At 68.0% G+C, this 12,666-nt stretch carries 15 protein-coding genes; 9 read left to right on the forward strand and 6 right to left on the reverse strand.

The annotated features are described in order from the left end of the window. Position 1 precedes the first annotated feature (1 nt). From ACEI37_RS05545 to ACEI37_RS05570, 6 genes are all read left to right on the forward strand, one after another. On the forward strand, positions 2-466 hold the full coding sequence (locus ACEI37_RS05545) for a hypothetical protein (protein WP_373375795.1): 465 nt from the start codon (positions 2-4) through the stop codon (positions 464-466). Further along, positions 463-1,194, forward strand: coding sequence for a 3-oxoacyl-ACP reductase FabG (gene fabG / locus ACEI37_RS05550; protein WP_373375796.1), 732 nt, complete (start codon positions 463-465; stop codon positions 1,192-1,194). Before ACEI37_RS05545 ends, fabG begins: the two co-directional genes overlap by 4 nt. After that, positions 1,191-2,420 carry a beta-ketoacyl-ACP synthase gene (locus tag ACEI37_RS05555; protein WP_373375797.1) on the forward strand — a complete coding sequence of 410 codons (1,230 nt, stop codon included), beginning with the start codon at positions 1,191-1,193 and terminating at the stop codon, positions 2,418-2,420. The genes fabG and ACEI37_RS05555 overlap by 4 nt, the downstream gene beginning before the upstream one ends. 62 nt (positions 2,421-2,482) lie before the next feature. Continuing rightward, positions 2,483-2,932 (forward strand): excinuclease ATPase subunit, encoded by a 450-nt coding sequence (locus tag ACEI37_RS05560; RefSeq protein WP_373375798.1) that lies wholly within the window; start codon positions 2,483-2,485, stop codon positions 2,930-2,932. Further along, positions 2,932-3,693, forward strand: coding sequence for a 4'-phosphopantetheinyl transferase superfamily protein (locus tag ACEI37_RS05565; RefSeq protein ID WP_373375799.1), 762 nt, complete (start codon positions 2,932-2,934; stop codon positions 3,691-3,693). Before ACEI37_RS05560 ends, ACEI37_RS05565 begins: the two co-directional genes overlap by 1 nt. Then, positions 3,693-4,910 carry a cation:proton antiporter gene (locus ACEI37_RS05570; protein WP_373375800.1) on the forward strand — a complete coding sequence of 406 codons (1,218 nt, stop codon included), beginning with the start codon at positions 3,693-3,695 and terminating at the stop codon, positions 4,908-4,910. The genes ACEI37_RS05565 and ACEI37_RS05570 overlap by 1 nt, the downstream gene beginning before the upstream one ends. A gap of 25 nt (positions 4,911-4,935) precedes the next feature. Here the strand turns inward: ACEI37_RS05570 and ACEI37_RS05575 are convergent, their stop codons facing one another. After that, positions 4,936-5,841, reverse strand: coding sequence for a LysR substrate-binding domain-containing protein (locus tag ACEI37_RS05575; RefSeq protein WP_373375801.1), 906 nt, complete (start codon positions 5,839-5,841; stop codon positions 4,936-4,938). Between the two features lie 134 nt (positions 5,842-5,975). Here ACEI37_RS05575 and ACEI37_RS05580 point away from each other — a divergent pair, with 134 nt between their 5' ends. After that, a complete protein-coding gene (locus ACEI37_RS05580; protein ID WP_373375802.1) occupies positions 5,976-7,283 on the forward strand; it encodes an SGNH/GDSL hydrolase family protein in 1,308 nt (435 codons plus the stop codon). 18 nt (positions 7,284-7,301) lie between these two features. Here the strand turns inward: ACEI37_RS05580 and pip are convergent, their stop codons facing one another. The 4 genes from pip to ACEI37_RS05600 all read right to left on the reverse strand — a co-directional run bounded on the left by pip (position 7,302) and on the right by ACEI37_RS05600 (position 9,890). Then, complete coding sequence (gene pip / locus ACEI37_RS05585) at positions 7,302-8,258, reverse strand: prolyl aminopeptidase (RefSeq protein ID WP_373375803.1); 957 nt, start codon at positions 8,256-8,258, stop codon at positions 7,302-7,304. Between the two features lie 41 nt (positions 8,259-8,299). After that, positions 8,300-8,689 carry a type II toxin-antitoxin system HicB family antitoxin gene (locus ACEI37_RS05590; RefSeq protein WP_373375804.1) on the reverse strand — a complete coding sequence of 130 codons (390 nt, stop codon included), beginning with the start codon at positions 8,687-8,689 and terminating at the stop codon, positions 8,300-8,302. Between the two features lie 22 nt (positions 8,690-8,711). Continuing rightward, positions 8,712-8,894, reverse strand: coding sequence for a type II toxin-antitoxin system HicA family toxin (locus ACEI37_RS05595; protein WP_373377719.1), 183 nt, complete (start codon positions 8,892-8,894; stop codon positions 8,712-8,714). A 108-nt stretch (positions 8,895-9,002) separates the two neighbouring features. Next, positions 9,003-9,890, reverse strand: a complete 888-nt coding sequence (locus tag ACEI37_RS05600; RefSeq protein ID WP_373375805.1) for a LysR substrate-binding domain-containing protein — start codon at positions 9,888-9,890, stop codon at positions 9,003-9,005. Between the two features lie 154 nt (positions 9,891-10,044). On the opposite strand from ACEI37_RS05600, the gene ACEI37_RS05605 reads away from it, so the two are divergent. Both ACEI37_RS05605 and ACEI37_RS05610 read left to right on the forward strand, forming a co-directional pair. Then, entirely contained in the window at positions 10,045-10,443 is a 399-nt protein-coding gene (locus ACEI37_RS05605) for a RidA family protein (protein ID WP_116297100.1), read from the forward strand. Beyond that, the gene (locus ACEI37_RS05610; RefSeq protein ID WP_373375806.1) at positions 10,440-11,570 is read left to right on the forward strand and encodes an NADH:flavin oxidoreductase; all 1,131 of its coding nucleotides are present in this window, start codon (positions 10,440-10,442) and stop codon (positions 11,568-11,570) included. The genes ACEI37_RS05605 and ACEI37_RS05610 overlap by 4 nt, the downstream gene beginning before the upstream one ends. A gap of 4 nt (positions 11,571-11,574) precedes the next feature. Here ACEI37_RS05610 and ACEI37_RS05615 read toward each other — a convergent pair whose 3' ends face one another. Further along, positions 11,575-12,573, reverse strand: a complete 999-nt coding sequence (locus ACEI37_RS05615) for an AraC family transcriptional regulator (RefSeq protein ID WP_373375807.1) — start codon at positions 12,571-12,573, stop codon at positions 11,575-11,577. Positions 12,574-12,666 lie beyond the last annotated feature (93 nt).

Below are 12,666 nucleotides of genomic sequence, written 5' to 3' on the forward strand. Positions count from 1 at the left end.
CATGCAAGACATGGACACTCTTCCTCCCGTTGCCGAAGTGGTGCCGCACAGCGGCGCCATGTTGCTGCTCGACGCGTTGCTGCATGCCGACGAAGAAAGCTGTACGGTGCGCGCCATGGTGCGATCCGCACAGCTTTTCACCGATGCGACGGGCATGCCCGGCTGGGTCGGCATCGAATACATGGCCCAGGCCATCGCCGCCTGGGCCGGCATGCGCGCCCGGCGTGCCGGTCGCCCGCCTGCCATCGGCTTCCTGCTGGGCTCGCGCCGCTACGCCTGCGACGTGCCGGCCTTCCCCATCGGTAGCGAGCTGACCATCACCGCGCAAGCAGAACTGACGGGGGACAACGGCCTCGGCCAGTTCGCCTGCCGGATCGCACTCGATGGCCGCGAGGTCGCGCGCGCCAATGTCTCCGTGTTCCAGCCTGCGGATGCGCAGGCCTTTCTGCAAGGACAACAGCCATGAGTAATCCGACCGTACTGGTCACGGGTTCGTCGCGCGGCATCGGCCGCGCCATTGCCTTGCGGCTGGCCCGCGATGGCTACGACGTCGTCGTGCACTGCCGCTCGCGTCGCGACGAGGCAGATTCCGTCGCCGACGCGGTGCGCGCGTGCGGACGCAAGTCGCGCGTGCTGTGCTTCGATGTGGCCCGCCGCGAAGACGCCGCCAGCGCGTTGCTGACCGATATCGCCGCGCATGGCTGCTATTACGGCGTGGTGTGCAACGCCGGCCTGGCGCGCGATGCCGCCTTCCCGGCCATGACCGGCGCCGAATGGGACGAGGTGGTGCACACCAACCTCGATGCCTTCTACAACGTGCTCAACCCGGTGGTGATGCCGATGGTGCAGCGCCGCCAGCCGGGCCGCATCGTCACGCTGTCGTCGGTGTCGGGGCTGGTGGGCAACCGCGGCCAGGCCAACTACAGCGCGGCCAAGGCCGGCATCATCGGCGCCACCAAGGCGCTGGCGATCGAACTGGCCAAGCGCGCGATCACCGTCAACTGCGTCGCGCCGGGCCTGATCGACACCGACATGGTCGAGGCCCACGTGCGTGACGAAGCGCTGCGCATGATCCCGGCGCGGCGCATGGGCACGCCCGAGGAAGTGGCCGCCACCGTGGCCTTCCTGCTGTCGCCGGATGCGGGCTATATCACGCGGCAGGTGATCTCGGTCAACGGGGGGATGTTCGGGTGAAACGCGTCGTCATTACCGGAGCTGGCGCCATCAGCGCGCTGGGCAATGACTGGGCGGCCGTGCGCGGCTTCATGGCGGCGGGTCGCAGCGCCGTGGTGCGCATGTCCGACTGGGAAGGCATCAAGGGCCTGAATACGCTGCTGGGCGCCCCCGTGCCGCCGCTGACCCTGCCTGCGCACTACACGCGCAAGCGGACCCGCTCGATGGGCAGGGTGGCGCTGATGTCGGTGTTGGCCAGCGAAGCCGCATTGCAGGACGCGGGCCTGCTCGGCGACCCGCTGCTGACCAGCGGCAGGGTTGGCGTCGCCTACGGCTCATCCACCGGCACGCCCGAGGCGGTCGCCGACTTTGGCCGGATGCGCAGCGAGCGCACCACCGAGGACATCAGCGCGACCACTTACATCCGCATGATGCCCCACACCACTGCCGTCAATATCGGCGTGTTCTTCGGCATCACCGGCCGCATCGTCACCACCTCCAGCGCCTGCACCTCGGGCAGCCAGGGCATCGGCTACGCGTATGAAGCGATCCGCAGCGGCCGCCAGGTGGCGATGCTGGCCGGCGGCGCGGAAGAGCTCGACGCGACCGAGGCAGCCGTGTTCGACACGCTCTTTGCCACCAGTACCTGCAACGATACCCCGCAAACCACGCCGCGTCCGTTCGACGGCGGCCGCGACGGCCTGGTGCTGGGCGAAGGCGCGGGCACGCTGGTGCTGGAAGAGCTGGAGCATGCCCGGGCGCGCGGCGCGCGCATCCTGGCCGAGATCGTCGGCTTCGGCACCAACAGCGACGGCGCGCACGTGACCCAGCCCAAGGCCGAAACCATGGCCGTGGCGATGCGCCTGGCGCTGGACGACGCGGGTCTCGATGCCGCTCGCATCGGCTACGTCAACGCGCATGGCACCGCCACCGACCACGGCGACGTGGCCGAGTCGCACGCCACCCATGCCGTGTTCGGCCCCACCATGCCGGTCAGCTCGCTCAAGAGCTACATGGGCCATACGCTGGGCGCCTGCGGCGCGCTCGAAGCCTGGATGACCATCGAGATGATGCGCGACGCCTGGTTTGCGCCCACGCTGAACCTGAGCAGCCCGGACCCGCGCTGCGCGCCCCTCGACTACATCATGCAGACCCCGCGCGAGTTGGCGGTGGACTATGTGATGAGCAACAACTTCGCTTTTGGCGGCATCAACACATCGCTGGTGTTCCGCCGTTGGGAAGACTGAAGTCCTGTTCCGAAGTCCTTTTTAGATTGCCAGCCACATACCAACCAAAAGAAGGAAAATCTATGAAGCACGTTCTCTCCGCCGTCGCCCTGACGCTCAGCGTCAGCGCCATGTTCGCCAGCCCCGCGATGGCGCGCGATACCAAGTACATGCTGCCGCTGCAGGAAGTGCTCGACATGCCGGAAGCCAAGGAAAAGCTCGACGATTCCTTCCGCTTCTACTTGTCCGGTCAAAAGACGCCGAAGGTGATCGAGCGCCTGGACTCGGGAGTGTCCAACCGCAAGACCAACGGCGTCGGCAAGAGCGATGAGGATGGCTGCCGCTGGGCTGCGCTGTCGGCGCTGATCGCGCTGCAGGACACGGCCAAGACCAAGGGCGCCAACGCGGTCGTCGACATCGTCAGCTACTACAAGAAGAACGAAGTCGCGAGCCCGACCGACTATGAATGTCACGCGGGTGCCGTCGTGGTAGGCGTGGCGCTGAAGGGCACCTACGCCAGGATCGGGAAGTAATGACGGTCTGGCTGCACCTTGGCAGCGTGAGCGCGCTTGCTGCGCAAGCCCCTGGGGGGCAGTCATGGATGTCTGCCAGCGAACGCGCGCGCCTGGCCGGTATGCCGGCAACGCGCCGACGCGCGCAGTTCGTCGCGGGCCGTTGGCTGGCCCGCAATGTTCTGGCACAAGCATTCGGCGGCAACTGGAACGACTGGTTGCTGACCGATAGCGAGGATGCGCCACCGCAGGCTTGCGGCCCGGTGCCGGCTAGCCTGTCGATCTCGCATAGCGCGGAATTGGTCGGCTGCGCGGTGGGGCTCGGCGCCCTCGGCCTGGATATCGAACCAATGCGGCCGCGCAAGGGCCTGGACGATCTCTATGCCGCGATCACGACCTGCGCAGAACGCGCCGCGCTCATCAGCCACGTGGCACCGGCAGACACCATGCATCGCTTCGCGCATGCATGGACGCTGAAAGAGGCCTGCATCAAGCGTAACGGCGGTGGCCTGTTCGCCACCATGCTTGGCCATGCACTATTGCTAGAGCCCTCGTGCGCCCAAGAGGCCAATGCCTGTACCTGGCTGCATGACGGGCATGTTGTGGCGCTCTGCGCCGCCGACATCACTACCCTGAACATCTCCGAGATATCAGCAGCCCGGCGCTACTGGCGCGTGGTTCCGGCCGGCACATCCCATCTGGCCGATGCCGCAGACCGGAATCCGAGCCCTATGCCTGAACTCATTGCGCCGTCTTGTGCTGGCGCTAACCACAAGCCCTGATGAACGGTGTCAGTATTTTCTTCCTGCAGGCAATGCTGGTGGTCGCGCTACCTTATCTGCTGTGGCGCGGTGCAGGACTGCGCTCGGTTTTTCCTCTGGTTGGCGTGCAGGTACTCGCCGGCATCGTACTGGGACCATCGGTATTCGGCGCGCTCGCGCCGCGGGGCTGGACTGCGCTGTTCGGGCCCGAGCGCCTGCCGATGCTGTCCGGCATTCAATGGCTGGCCGTAACGCTGTTCTGCTTCCTGACCGGCCTGCACCTGCGCGAAGGCAGCGTGCCCGCGCAGTGGCGCGATACCGTAAAGATCTCGCTGGGCAGCATTGCGGCGCCGTTCGGACTCGGTGCTGCGGCGGGCTGGTGGATGGCCACGGCGGGCTGGCCGGTCGTCGGCGCGCTGGCCAGTCCTGAATGGTTCGCCGCCGCCATGGGCATCTGCACCGCCGTCACGGCGCTGCCGGTACTGGGTGCGCTGTTGCGCGAGATGCGCCTTACCGGCACGCACCTGGGCCAACTGGCGCTGCGCTGCGCGGCCGTGAACGATGCCTGGGTCTGGCTGTTCCTGACCCTGGTGCTGCTGCAGCATGGCGGCCACGGTGGCGCAGGCGCTTTCACCGTTGCGGCCGGCGCGGCTGCCTACCTGGGGCTGATGTTCCTGGCGGTGCGCCCGACCCTCGCGTGGCTGCTGCACCGGAGGGAGCCGGAGACCGAGTTGCTTCTGGCGATGGCGCTGTGCCTGGTGCTGGCGTCGGCATTCCTGGGTGAACTGGCAGGACTGCACCATGTGATGGGCGGCTTTGTCGCCGGGCTAGTATGGCCGACGCGCGAAGCGAAGCGTGTGCGCCGACAACTTGAACCTGTCACGGTGGTTGTTCTGCTGCCCTTTTTCTTTCTCGCCGCCGGGCTGCGTACCGAGATCTCGTTGAACCACCCCATGACGCTATGGATAGCCGCGCTGTCGCTGGCCGTCGCCATCGCCGGCAAGATGGCCGGCGTCGCGCTGCCGGCGCGACACGCCGGCATGGGGTGGCGCGATGCGCTGGCACTGGGCACGCTGCTGCAGACCAAAGGCCTGGTCGAGGTGGTGGTCCTGACCGTACTGCTGGACGCACGCATCATCAGTACCGCCGCATTTTCCGGACTGCTGCTGATGGCGCTGCTGAGCACCTTGCTGGCGCGACCGTTGACGATATTGGTGGCACGGGAGCGCCTGCCCTGAGTCACGCAGCGCCGCCCGCGGCTGCTCATGGCGACGAAAATCCAGGCAGCCCTGCAATGGATTGCGCCAGGAACTCCAGCAGCACCCGCACCGGCGCCGGCTGGTAGCGCCGCGTCGGGCAGACCAGGAAGGCTTCCTGCGCCGGGCCCTGCCAGCGCGGCAGCACCCGTCGCAGCGCGCCGCTGTCGAGCAGGTCCTGCACCAGCCACGCCGGCGTCATGCCGAAGCCGGCGCCCGCAAGAAAGCTCTCGCGCATCGCCAGCGAGTTGTTGACACGGTAGCGGCACGGCGCGCTCACCAGCGCCTGCCCGCCCGGACCGTCGAGCACGATGTCGTCGCCGCTGGCGAGCCATGTAAAGCGCAAGATCTGATGGCGCGCCAGGTCCGCCGGCTGCCGGATCCTCGGGTGCCGCGCCAAATAATCCGGCGCCGCCACCAGCACGCGCTGCGACACCGCGATCCGGCGCGCCACCACATGCGGCGGCAGCGTGGCGCCGAGGCGCACCGCCACGTCGACCCCGGCTTCGACCAGGTCGACGAAGCGGTCGTCGAACAGCAATTCCACCTCGACTTGCGGATAGCGCTGCTGGAACGCCAGCACCAGCGCGTTGAGCCGCAGCACGCCGAAGCTGGCTGGCGCACTCACGCGCACGCGGCCGGCGGGCTGTCCCGTCACGCCGCGCGCGTCGCTGACGGCCTCGCCGTATTCGTCCAGCACGCGCCGAGCGCGCTCGTAGAAGCGCCGCCCGGCCTCGGTCGGCAACAGGCTGGTGGTGCTGCGCGCCAGCAGCCGCACGCCCAGGTCGCGCTCCAGCGCGGCCACGGTCTTGCTGATGGTCGGCTGCGTCGACTGCTGCTCGCGCGCCACCGCCGACAGGCTGCCCAGCTCCACCGCGCGCACGAAGACCTGCATTGCCCGGATGGTGTCCATGCCGCTCCTTGTCTTACGTCATTCCGGATTGGAATGAGCAATATGCCATTTTGCCTGCTACCTGGCATGAGTGGAATGGCCTAACTTTGGCCCCATGCCGGCAACGTTGCCGGTCCACCTGACAGGACCAACCCATGATTTCCAATCTACGTTTCCTGCGCCGCCTCGCGGCAACAACCCTTGCCGCCGCCGTCGCCAGCGGCGCAGCGCTTGCCAGCCCGTTGCAAGACCAGGGCTGGCTGACCAGCTGGATGGCCAGCCACCAGCCGGTGTGGCAACCGGATGCCCTGCCGCTGCCTGCCGGTGTGCCCTCGGTGCTGACGGACCAGACGGTGCGCCAGGTGGTGCGGCTGAGCGTGGGCGGGCGGCGGCTGCGCGTGGTGCTGTCGAACCCCTATGGCCGGCAACCGCTTGTGATCGGCGCAGCGCAGTTGGCACCCCACGCCGGCGGCGGCCGCATCGACCTCGCCGACAACCGCGCCGTGACCTTCGGCGGCAGCGCGACGGTGACCATCCCGGCGGGCCAGTCGGTGGCAAGCGATGCGATCGCGCTCGATACGCCGGCCCTGGGTGAACTTGCGCTCAGCCTCTACCTGCCGCAGCGCACCGCGATCGAATCGTTCCATTGGGATGGCCGCCAGACCGCATGGCTGGCTGCGGGCAACGCGACCGCGCGAGCCATGCTGGCTGCGCCACAAGTGTTCAGCGCGCGGGTCTTGCTGAGCGAGGTGCAGGTCGAAGCCCCGGCCGGCGCGGGTGCGGTGGTCGCGATCGGCGATTCGATCACCGAAGGCAACGGCTCTACCCCCGACGCCAACCGGCGCTGGCCGGACCTGCTGGCGCAGCGGCTGGCCAGCGACAGCGTGGCCGTACTCAACGCCGGGATCTCCGGCGGCCGGCTTCTGCGCGACGGCATGGGGGTGTCCGCGCTGGCGCGGCTGGATCGCGACGTGCTGAGCCAGCCGCATGTCCGCACCGTGATCGCCGCCATCGGCATCAACGACATTGCCTGGCCGGGCTCGACCTTCGCGCCGCACGACGCCGTGCCCAAAGCTGAAGAACTGATCGAGGGCTACCGGCGCCTGATCGCCCGGGCACATGCACGCGGCGTGCGCGTGATCGGCGCCACCATCACGCCGTTTGCCGGCGCATTGCGCGATACGCCGATCCGCGGCTATGACAGTCCGGGAAAGGAAGCCGTGCGGCTGGCGGTCAACGACTGGATCCGCCATGGCGGCGCGTTCGATGCGGTGGTCGATTTCGACGCGGCGGTGCGTGATCCGGCGCGGCCGCAGTCACTGCTGCTGGCCTTCGACAGCGGCGACCACCTGCATCCCGGCGATGCCGGTTATCGCGCCATGGCGGCGCAGTTCGAAACGGTGTGGCCGGGCGATGCCGGTCTGTTCGGCTCCGGCGCGCCCGCCGGGAACAGCGGGCAATAGACCGCGTTTGGCGCGCAACTAGCGCTGCGCCGCAAACCGATCGGTCGCGGCAATCAACTGGTCCATGATGCCCGGCTCGGTCCACGCATGGCCGGCGCCTTCGATCAGGTGGAACTCCGCCTGCGGCCACGCCTGGTGCAGCGCGTAGGCATAGCGCACCGGGCACGGCATGTCATAGCGGCCGTGCACGATCACGCCGGGGATATCGGCCAGCTTGTGCGCGTCGCGCAGCAGCTGGCCCTCTTCCAGCCAGCAGCGGTGCGTGAAGTAATGGTTTTCCAGCCGGGCGAAGGCCAGGGCGAAGTGCCCGTCGTCATGTTTGGCGCTGTTCCCCGCATCTGGCAGCAGCGTGATGGTCTCGCCTTCCCACACGCTCCAGGCGCGTGCCGCTTCCACCTGCTTGTCGGGGTCGGGGCCGGTCAGCAGCTTGCGGTAGGCCGCCATCATGTTGCCGCGCTCCGCTTCCGGCACCGGCGCCTGGAAACGCGCCCACTTGTCGGGGAACATCTCGGACACGCCGTACTGGTAGTACCAGTCCAGCTCCGCCTGCGACACCGTGTAGATGCCGCGCAGCACCAGCTCGCTCACGCGCTGCGGGTGCTTCTGCGCATAGGCCAGCGCCAGCGTCGAGCCCCACGAGCCGCCAAACACCAGCCAGCGCTCCACCCCCGCCAGCACGCGCAGCCGCTCGATATCGTCGACCAGGTGCCAGGTGGTGTTGGCCTCCAGCCCCGCATGCGGGGTCGAGCGCCCGCAGCCGCGCTGGTCGAACAGCAGCACGTCATAGCGCGCCGGATCGAACAGCCGCCGGTGGTCCGGAGCAATGCCGCCGCCCGGCCCGCCATGCAGGAACACCGCGGGCTTGGCCCCGGGCGTGCCCACGCGCTCGTAGTAGACGACGTGCCCGTCGCCGACATCCAGCGTGCCGGTTTCGTAGGGCTCGATTTCGGGGTAGAGGGTGCGTAGGGCGGGCATGGGTGATCTCCGGAGAAGGGGGTCCCCGTCTTGACTTCCTGTTAGCGGCATTCCATCTCATGCTGAGCCGCCAGAGCAAGAAATGCGGACCGCGTCATATGTCTGCTCTTTGCCGCGTCGTCGATCGCATGCACCAGTCGCTCCGGCAGGCTGATGTTAACGCGCACTGCCTTCGTGTTGACACGGGAGAGATCGATATCGATCAGCATCCAAACACCGCCTTGATAGGCGGGATCGTTCAACCATTGGTCGAGGCCTGAGGGCTCGGGAATGACTTCGCCATCGGCAAAGTGCGCCTCAACGGCTTCCTGCGCATTGGCTGGGATGTCAGCCCAGTCGTCAGCCGCAGAAAAACAACCCGGGAAGTCTGGAAACGAGATGCCGTGCGCGTGGGTGGCGTCGCCCGGCTCGATGTGAACGGGATATAGCATGGGGCGAATCGATAAGGATTTATTAGCGGATGCGGGCCTGTTTAAGGATGCTGCGCACTGTGCCCAGGGGCAGGTCTTTTTTCGGATGCGGCACCGTGACTTTGCCGGGCTTGGTTGGATGCTTGAACTGGTGGTGGGATCCCACGACATGCGTCAAGTACCAGCCGTCGGATGCCAGTTTCCTGATCAGATCCGCGCTCTTCATTTGCGCAAATCTACACAATAATATGCCTCGCGTCCAGCATGCGGGTTCAAGGCGCGACGTGAAATCCGCCGGTAAGGCGACGTTGCCGTTCAAGGCATTTGGACCGCACTAACCCGCAAACACCCCCATCACCCAATCCCGCAGCAACCGCGTAGCCGGCCGCTCCGCCGCCCGCTCGCTGTACACCAGGTCATAGCGGAAGCTCTCCAGCGCCAGTTCAAAGGGCTGCACCAACGCGCCCGACGCCAGTTCTTCCGCCACCAGCGTCAGGCTGAGCAGGCCCACGCCCTGTCCGGCGATGGTGGCCTGCACCGCGTGGATCTCGTCGGTGAAGCGCAGGCCAGCCTGCGGATCGGCTACCTCGACGCCGGCCTGCGCCAGCCAGTGGCGCCAGACCGGCGCGCGCGCGTCATCGCGCGCGGCGGCGCCCCATTCGAAGTGAACCAGCGTGGCGTGCTTCAGGTCCTGCATGGATGCCAGTTCCAGGGCGGGGCTGCAGACCGGCGCAAAGCGGTCGCGGAACAACGGCTCGGTCACCAGCCCCGGATAGCTGCCGCTGCCGTAGCGGATCGCCGCGTCGGCATCGTGGTCCAGGTCGACGATCTGGTCCGACGCATCGAGGCGCAGGGTCCAGTCGGGATGCGCGGCGCGGAACTGGCCGGCAAGCGGTGCGAGCCGCCTGGCCATGAATGCCACCGTTGATGTCAGCGTGGCGACGTGCGGGCGGCCGCTGCGCTGCACCGCCTGCACCGCGCGCTCCATGCCGTCGAGGCCGTCCCGCACCGCCGGAAACAGCTGATGCCCGGCCGCCGTCAGCCGCACCTTGCGGGTCTGGCGCTCGAACAGCCTCACGCCCAGGCTCTCTTCCAGCGCGCGGATCTGGTGGCTGATGGCCGTCGGCGTGACGTGCAGTTCATCGGCGGCGTGCTTGAAGCTGGCGCGGCGGGCGGCGGCTTCGAAGGCGCGCAGGGCGCCGAGGGGCGGCAGTTTGCGCAAGGTGTCTCCATGGATGAGTTTGCCTCATGTATCGACTGAAAATCGACCATTTGTCGCGGTCGACATCGGCTCCGATACTTTGCACGTCGGCTGGCCTGCAAGACGAACAGCCAACTGCAAGATGAATTTTACTAAATCATTACCGGAGTCAGCGATGCACCTGGAACAAGTCCACACTCAGCCCGATCCCTATGCCCCCTACCTGCTATCGCAGGCCATCCGGGCCGGCGGTCTGCTGTTCGTTTCCGGCCAGGCCGGCGTCGGCGACGATGGCGCCATCGTCGGCCGCGGCGACTTCGACGCGCAGGCCGAGCAGGCCTTCCGCAACCTCAGGCGCGCGCTGCAGGCGGGCGGCTCGGGGCTGGACCGCGTAGCCAAGGTGACGATCTTCCTGACGTCGATGGAATACTTCCCGAAGATCGTCGCGCTGCGCCGCAAGTGGTTTTCCGCGCCCTATCCGGCCGATACCATCGTCGAAGTCTCGGCACTGTATTCGCCGGACGCGATGATCGAGATCGAAGCCATCGCGCTGACCACGGAGGGCGCGCAATGACCACCCCCGCCGCGCCTTCGCTGTTCGATACGCCGGCGCTGAACGGCGTGCCGCTGCGCAACCGCCTGGTGGTGGCACCGATGACGCGCATCAGCGCCACCGACACCGGCGTCCCCACCAAGGCCATGCGCCGCTATTACGAGGGCTTTGCCCGCGGCGGCTTTGGCCTGATCGTCAGCGAGGGCATCTATACGGACCGTGCCTATGCGCAGGGTTATGCCGGCCAGCCGGGACTGACCGACGCGCAGCAGGCGCGGGGCTGGCGCGGGATCGTCGACGCGGTCCACCATGCCGGCGGGCGCATGGTCGCGCAATTGATGCATGCGGGGGCGCTGTCTCAAGCCAACCGCTTCCGCGACGATACGGCCGGGCCTTCGGCCGTGCAGCCCAGGGGCCTGCAGATGACAGCGTATGGCGGCACCGGCGCGTACCGGATGCCGCGCGCAATGGACGAGGCCGAGATCCTGCAGGCCATCGATGGCTTTGCACAAGCAGCGCGGCTGGCGCGCGAGACCGGCTTCGACGGCGTGGAAATCCACGGCGCCAACGGCTACCTGCTCGACCAGTTCCTCAACGGTCATACCAACTTGCGCCAGGATGATTGGGGCGGCGGCATCGCGCAGCGCATGCGCCTGATGCTGGAGACGATCCGCGCGGTGCGCGCCGCGGTGGGGAGTGATGCCATCGTCGGCGTGCGCATCTCGCAGGCCAAGGTCAATGACTTCACCTACCAGTGGCCCGAAGGCGCGGAGGGCGCTGCCGCGGTGTTTGCCGGCATTGCGGCAAGCGGCGTCGACTATCTCCATGTGACCGAGCATGAAGCTTGGCAGCCCGCCTTCGCCGACGGCGATGCGTCGCTGGTGCAGCATGCCCGGCGCGCGGCGCCGGGGCTGGCCATCGTCGCCAACGGTGGCCTGACGGAGCCGGTGCGCGCGGCCGGCATGCTCGAACAAGGCGCGACGCTGGTCGCGCTCGGACGCGGGGCGCTGGCGAATCCGGACTGGCCGGTGCGGGTGCGCGCGGGACAACCGCTACGGCCGTTCGATGCCGCGGTGCTGGCGCCGCTGGCCGGCATCAAGGACGCGGAACTGGCGTTGCGCGAATCCCCGGCAGCGTTGGTGGGCTGACGTCCTACCGCCCGGCACGGTCCCTGCGCCAGTTGGCCGGCGCCGTGCCGAACTGCGCCGAGAACCAGCGCGTGAAGGCGCTGGCCGAGCCATAGCCCAGCAGCTGCGACACGCGCAGCAGCGAATAGCGCGGGTTCTCGACATAGCGTCGCGCCAGCTCGCGCCGCACGTCGTTGAGGATGCCCGTGAAGGTCTCGCCCGCGTCGTCGAGCTGGCGCTGCATGGTGCGCAGGCTCAGGCCCAGTCCCTCGGCCACGGCCTCGCAGGTGGCGCGGCCCATCGGCAGCATCAGGTAGATGGCGGCGCGCACTTCGTGGCCGATCGACTGGGGGTTGGCGCGCGGCAGGGTGTCGATGAACTGCTGCGCATAACGCGCCATGACGGGATCAGCACCCGGGTTGGGCGCGTCGAGGTCGGCGGCGCGGCAGACAATGCCATTGCAGTCCGCATCGAATTCCAGCGGGCAGCCGAACAGCCGGCGATGCACGCGCAGGTCGGCAGGCGCCGCATGCGTGAAGCTCACCCCGATCGGCTGCCAGCGCGGCCCCAGCAGCAGCGCGCACATGCGGAACACGACGCCGATGGCCAGCTCGGTGGCCTGCCGCGAGGGCGCGTCGCTCAGCACCTCCTGCCGGATCACCACGGCGCTGCCGGCATCCTCCAGCAACAGCGCCACCGAATCGTTGACCAGGTGCCGATAGCGAATGGTGGTGGCCAGCGCGGCGCGCAGCGTGGGCTGCTGGCTGATCAGCAGGCTCATCACGCCAAAGTCCGACAGCTGGCGCGACTCCGCCATGCGCAGCCCGAACGTGATGCAGCCCGAGGCCTGCGCAGCGGCTTCCAGCAGCGCCACGCAGGCGCCGAGCGGCACCCGCTGGTCAGGATCGTCCAGCCAGGCGCGGCGCAACCGGGCCTGGCGCAGCAGCGGCTGCGGGTCCAGGCCGAGGTCGCGCGCTACCTCCAGGAAGTTGGTCAGTGCGGCGGCACGTATGAGCGTTTCCAAACCGTTCTTGCCTTGCGATGGGTTCCGATTTCCTGCGCCGTGGCGGCGGCCTGCCGGCCCGCCGCAGCAGGATCATAGGCCTCCTGGCATGAA

Source organism: Cupriavidus nantongensis, from assembly GCF_041726985.1.
GTDB lineage: Bacteria > Pseudomonadota > Gammaproteobacteria > Burkholderiales > Burkholderiaceae > Cupriavidus > Cupriavidus nantongensis_A.

Bases quoted from the DNA above. Each gene is read 5' to 3' on its own strand.
- ACEI37_RS05545 (WP_373375795.1), top strand. From the start codon at position 2: ATGCAAGACATGGACACTCTTCCTCCCGTTGCCGAAGTGGTGCCGCAC.
- fabG (WP_373375796.1), top strand. From the start codon at position 463: ATGAGTAATCCGACCGTACTGGTCACGGGTTCGTCGCGCGGCATCGGC.
- ACEI37_RS05560 (WP_373375798.1), top strand. From the start codon at position 2,483: ATGAAGCACGTTCTCTCCGCCGTCGCCCTGACGCTCAGCGTCAGCGCC.
- ACEI37_RS05565 (WP_373375799.1), top strand. From the start codon at position 2,932: ATGACGGTCTGGCTGCACCTTGGCAGCGTGAGCGCGCTTGCTGCGCAA.
- ACEI37_RS05570 (WP_373375800.1), top strand. From the start codon at position 3,693: ATGAACGGTGTCAGTATTTTCTTCCTGCAGGCAATGCTGGTGGTCGCG.
- ACEI37_RS05575 (WP_373375801.1), bottom strand. From the start codon at position 5,841: ATGGACACCATCCGGGCAATGCAGGTCTTCGTGCGCGCGGTGGAGCTG.
- ACEI37_RS05580 (WP_373375802.1), top strand. From the start codon at position 5,976: ATGATTTCCAATCTACGTTTCCTGCGCCGCCTCGCGGCAACAACCCTT.
- pip (WP_373375803.1), bottom strand. From the start codon at position 8,258: ATGCCCGCCCTACGCACCCTCTACCCCGAAATCGAGCCCTACGAAACC.
- ACEI37_RS05590 (WP_373375804.1), bottom strand. From the start codon at position 8,689: ATGCTATATCCCGTTCACATCGAGCCGGGCGACGCCACCCACGCGCAC.
- ACEI37_RS05595 (WP_373377719.1), bottom strand. From the start codon at position 8,894: ATGAAGAGCGCGGATCTGATCAGGAAACTGGCATCCGACGGCTGGTAC.
- ACEI37_RS05605 (WP_116297100.1), top strand. From the start codon at position 10,045: ATGCACCTGGAACAAGTCCACACTCAGCCCGATCCCTATGCCCCCTAC.
- ACEI37_RS05610 (WP_373375806.1), top strand. From the start codon at position 10,440: ATGACCACCCCCGCCGCGCCTTCGCTGTTCGATACGCCGGCGCTGAAC.